This window comes from Thalassorhabdomicrobium marinisediminis (genome assembly GCF_003072065.1).
Taxonomy (GTDB): Bacteria; Pseudomonadota; Alphaproteobacteria; order Rhodobacterales; family Rhodobacteraceae; genus Octadecabacter; species Octadecabacter marinisediminis.
Genome location: NZ_QCYG01000016.1, coordinates 1 through 5,434 on the forward strand (window position 1 = coordinate 1; position 5,434 = coordinate 5,434).

The 5,434-nt window shown below is 48.2% G+C and carries 3 protein-coding genes; all 3 read right to left on the reverse strand.

All coding sequences use genetic code 11. The features are described from left to right. Positions 1–166: 166 nt before the first annotated feature. The 3 genes from DC363_RS16505 to DC363_RS16515 all read right to left on the reverse strand — a co-directional run bounded on the left by DC363_RS16505 (position 167) and on the right by DC363_RS16515 (position 5,046). Positions 167–924, reverse strand: a protein-coding gene (locus DC363_RS16505) for an IS5-like element ISPso2 family transposase (protein WP_108642258.1) whose coding sequence is annotated in 2 segments (ribosomal slippage) — positions 167–366 and positions 366–924 — 759 coding nt in all. Because the reading frame shifts where the segments join, the coding sequence is not laid out codon by codon here. 96 nt (positions 925–1,020) lie between these two features. Continuing rightward, positions 1,021–1,755, reverse strand: a complete 735-nt coding sequence (locus DC363_RS16510) for a sulfotransferase domain-containing protein (protein WP_108642259.1) — start codon at positions 1,753–1,755, stop codon at positions 1,021–1,023. Between the two features lie 96 nt (positions 1,756–1,851). Beyond that, a complete protein-coding gene (locus DC363_RS16515; RefSeq protein WP_108642260.1) occupies positions 1,852–5,046 on the reverse strand; it encodes a glycosyltransferase in 3,195 nt (1,064 codons plus the stop codon). Positions 5,047–5,434: the final 388 nt, after the last annotated feature.

Here is a 5,434-nt window from a genome sequence, read left to right on the forward strand (position 1 = left end):
CCTGTCACAGAGGTCGTAGGATAAATCCGTCCGGGAAAGGGGACGTGCGCTCACGCCCCGATTTGTGCAACAAAGCCCTCTCGTGGCCACAAACGTGATTAAATACGAACTTACGAACCCTACGTCCCCGGTATGCATTAAAGCTCTTGAAACCTAGGGTCAGGATTCATAACCAATAGATGACGAGAGCCGCGAGGGCGATGGCTGAGAGGAACACCTTGGGGCATCGGTCATAGCGGGTCGCGACGCGCCTCCAGTCCTTGAGCCTGCCGAACATGATCTCGATGCGGTTACGCCGCTTGTATCTCCGCTTATCGTATTTGATCGGCGTCTTGCGTTTCTTCCGGCCTGGGATGCAGGCACGTATCCCTTGTCCTGCAACGCTTCTCTGAACCAGTCAGCGTCATAGCCACGATCCCCGAGTAGCCATTTGACGTTTGGCAGGCCACTCAGCAGGGCCCGAGCGCCGATATAATCGCTGACCTGTCCAGCGGTGACGAACAGGTCGATCGGTCGCCCCTGACTGTCGCAGATGGCGTGCAGCTTGGTGTTCATACCGCCTTTGGTTCGACCGATCAGGCGACCACGCCCCCCTTTTTTGGCGGCCATGCTGGTCGCCGTTCGATGGGCCTTGAGGTATGTTGCGTCGATCATCACGGTCGTTTTCTCGCCGTGTTCCGCCGCCAGCCCGGCCATCATCCGTGCGAAGATGCCCTTTTCGCTCCAACGCTTCCACCGGCTGTAGAGCGTCTTATGTGGGCCATACGCGGCGGGCGCATCGCGCCAACGCAAGCCATTGCGATTGATGAAAATAATCCCGCTCAGCACCCGTCTGTCATCAACCCGGGGCTTCCCGTGCGACCTGGGAAAGAAGGGAGCCAGGCGCGCCATCTGCGCGTCGGTCAGCCAGAAGAGATCGCTCATGTCACCGCTCCGTTTTCGGAGGCGTGAATCACGCAGCGAAACAGAAATCAATGCATCCTGACCCTAGCTGCACGGATGGCAGACACCCCCCAAGCGTTATTTGGTCCAATGCTTCAAATCACGACCAGTTAACGTCTCCAATTCTTCGATGTCGTCTTGATAATAATCCACCAAGCGCTTTCTGAGATCATTGCTAAGCTTAGGCATTCGGGGCCAATTAAGATCGAGCTTGTCGGCTTTGATGATTTTGTCATTACTTCGGAACAGGAGATCATCCGGTTCGATATCGTTATCCAAATTCAAATAGTTCATGACATTTTGCACTAACGACTCCGGATCCCTATCCAAGTCGTCATGGAACAAAACCAACAAGTCTGGAAAGATCGTACGCCAATATCTCAATACCTCCGCGTAACGGCCTAAGGTTAGCATCTTATTCTCATCGGAAAATTCTTTGATGATTGACCTGTAGGTTATGCGCCCTTTCATGATGTGATGAACGTATGCTGATTCATAACGAGAAACAGGATTTCTAAAGATAACGATGATTTTTGGGTCATCTAGGTAGCTTTCAATATTCCGCGCCGTATCTATTCGTCCGGATGGAAGCTGGAAGTAATGCGGAGTACTTTCCATATAGTATTGAGCGCCCTCGGTCGGCGGAAAGTGCCCTAAGTAACTTTCCGAGTTTTTCTCAAAGTCGACCGAGTTAAAAAAGTTCAACTCTTTAATTTTGGATCCAAAAATGTGCGTCGATTTCCTAAGGCAAGAGTGCAGCCACGTAGTGCCGGACTTTTGGCATCCGGCAATAATAAGATTCGGTTTCGGCATTGGTTTTCCTTTGATTTCAGCGTCAACGTAAGTTTCATATACATCAACCGGTACGCACGCTTCCGACTCTAATCATCTACAACGAAACTTGACGCATTAATTTTTCAGTTTAGAAAGCATGACCTCACTTACAAGATCGACGTAACTTTTCGCATACGCAGGTATATCATTGTCTACCTTATAAGGCTCCATTCGACCAGACTGGAATTCTTCCACCCATCTTTCGACTTCAGCGATGAACTCAGATGGTTTATCGACCGCCACTAGGCCCTCCACATTGTTCAGACCCGGTACTGAGGTAGAAATAGTTTTAAGTCCGTACGCCGAGTACATTAAGATCTTTAGCGGATTCATGAATGTAGAAACGTTATCACGTACATGTGGCATAATCGCAAAGTGCATCTCAGCGAGCAACTCACAGAGACGACGCTCATCTAATGGCCCGTGATAGTAGACATTAGTATGCGACGTAAGTTCAGAAATCTTATCTCCAGCACGTGCGGCGGCACCGACGATATGCAAGTTGATTTTGTCTGAGGCTCCAGCCACGCGGCTCAAAAGATCCCAGTCAATACGGTCATTTAGATTACCGCTATAGATCACGTTGACCATTCCACCCCGAACTTGCGGGCGTCGTGCTACACCGTGCGTTACTGCGGGCGACGGTATGTACCAATTTGGAATTACTGTAACGTCTTTTTGCTTCGACGCCGCGATCAAACCGGAGTCCACAAAGAAATCATGATTAACCTGAGAGTTAAACACTATGCGAATCGAATCTCTCATCAACCATGCATACTGGGCAGCGACCCTTCCTAGTGAATCCTTATTCCCCCAAGAAATTTGATTATCGACTATATCTGCAATTAAGGGAAAGAACCTTATTACTGGAGCAATCTGATTTAACAAGCTGAACTCCGGAAATGTAATTATCAGAGTATTGTCTGTGCTTAACCCCCGCTGCCACAAATACTCCGACATTGCAGTTGCAGCGTCCGCATCCTTGCCAATACGAATTTGGTCGTAAATTGCTCCTTCGGGTGAGGCAGCAGTACCAGCGAGCTTTCGATCGGACAGCTCAAGTATTTGCGATGCGTCGGACGTGAAGCGAGGCGCTTGGACTAAGAGACCAGCTTTAGTACTATCACTTAGCATCTCGACCACACGGACATTGACATCAGGGTGTGCTATCTTGATAGCGCGTGCAAGCTGATCCACGCGGCGCCCATACAACCCTGCATCTGGTTGCTTCCAGATGAGTACGATGGACTTTCCAGCTTTTTTAGGCTGGTGTGATACGAATCTCTGCAAGCAACTTGCATCTTTTGGCGCTGATGCTTCCGCTTCTTGAAAACCTCGGTAAGCTCCTTCGAAAGTAAACGCTTTAGGCAACTTGGTTTTTTTCCCATATCGCTTTGCACGGTGTAGTACTTCAACGAAGTCTTCAGCGGTGAATAGGAATACGCCAGGAATATCATCCAAGTCTTCTACGCTACGAGTCTTCGGTACCAGTACAGGCAAGCCATTTGATAGGGCGTCACCAATTTTCGAGGTAATTTGATAGCGGATGATTGGCTCATCTTCGTCGTTTTGAGAGGGGAAGCCCGTGAGGACAATATCAAATGTCTGTAGAGTCGCGTCGAGTTCTTCCGCAAGAACTGTACCAAAGGTCAATGCTTTGTTTTGATTGAGTGATTCTCGATAAGCATCAGGCTTGATGTCACCATGAACATGAAACTCGATGGGTATGTTCTCGATCATACTTGCAATCCGAATTGCCTGCGCAGCTTCCAGTATCCGTTTGTGCGGACGAACAGTTCCAACAAATCCAATTACTATTGCATTACTGTTACTTTTGGAACGGCGCTTATGCGGTATGATGGCTGCACGCCGCGCGTGCCGCACAATCTCAGCCTTGAAATCTTCGGCGAGTGAATTGCTGGCTGCTGTTCGGGCCTCAATGTTCTGAATAGAATGCCGAACTGCTCCAAGGGTGTCGCGCCCATAAACCTTGCCTGACGAGCCTTCTGACATTGAGAAGTGTTCCTCATTGTCATCGAAGTCGAGAATGAGACGGGCGTCAGCGGCTGCAATATTCGCACCTAGGAGCAAAGTTGGATAGCGCGGCTTACACATCCAAACGGTTGGGAATTTGATGCCATAAGTTTGAAACATTTTGTGATAAGCATCACGTTCATGCCATGGAATAGCCACGATGCGGATTCCGGAACCTGCAAGTGGGGCCCATAGTTTTCCACCAAACTCATCGAATAGATAACAAAATAACCATACGGGCCGCTTGCCGTTCACAACGTCATACAGCACTTTCGCGCGCCCAATAGGATTATGGGATCCTTCCCAGCAAGTAACGGCGACTGCGTCAGGCTTTACAGAATCGGCTATCAATTGCGCCATCGACCACTGTGTTGTTTCTTCCGGAGCGGCAGTGGCAGCTTGTTGAGAAAGTTCTACGATAGACTTACCGTCAAATGCCATCAGTTCGACAGTTGACCCGGCAAGCACGTTATATTCAAAATGGAATCCGGAACGTTTTTGGACACCAGTTTCGTTAATCACATCACGGCGCGTCAGAGGCCATTCACTTCTGATGGCCGGAATTCCGTCAGCTAAAACAAATGGGGCCGCTTTGCTGTGTGTCGATAGCAACCATCCGTCGAGGCAATTTTGTGATGCCCTGTCAATATACCCAAAGTGTTTGCCATCAATATGAAAGGATGAAGAAGTTGATGCGGTATATGGCATAATAGTTGATGCCTCCTCGCTTATTGCAGAGGTAATTTTTATATCGTGATTTACCAATTCATGCTTTTCTTCAATAAAATTCGGCAATTTCTTTTCTTCGATTATTTTTCGACTCACATCTTTGCCGCCAATATATTTCCTTCCGAGCCACCCCTCCCCTTGGCCAACAATAGCACCGAATTTATTCCGAACACGTGCGCTTAAACCTACCTTCCGGTGGCTAGTAGATACTATTGTGAGTTTTTCTGGGGGCCGGTTTTCTGGGCACGCCCAAATTGAAGCACTTCCATCCATGATCGAACAATATAATTCATGTTCGATGCGTATTTTGAACCCACAATTTACGGCGAGAGGATGAGATCTAGTGACATCATTGCGTTCGATCTTGGTATGCGTAGATTTTATGCACAAACCATCTTGGTGAATTTCTACCCTCAGGGAGGTCGCTTCGTCGGTTTCATCATACGCCCAACCCGCAACTACAGTGGTGTCAACGTGCTCAACATAACCTTTGATTGTTTTCGTCATTCAAGTTCTTCCGTCATAAGTTTTTGTTGAGAGCTGGCCGCGATGTATACAGATGAGATACGAGAAAGGTGGCATCGCTCGCACGACGGGAAGAGTCTCATAATCAAGATAATCGCAATACCTGTTTCAAACCTTGATTGTTAAACAACTCACCTATATAATTAATTCTTACATCTCGGCCTTGATGCCCCTAGTGTATCTCGCGCCGCATTTCATTTCATCGCCTAGCGTATTATGCAAATTTTTTATCCACCTGTGAGGTGTATTACTAGAGCGATCGAGCTTATAGAATCCAACATGACTCTTGTCTAGGACCTTGTTGCATGGATCAGCGATTTTCCGGTATCGGGGTGACAGGTTTTCGGGAAGGACGATCTGATGCCGTACA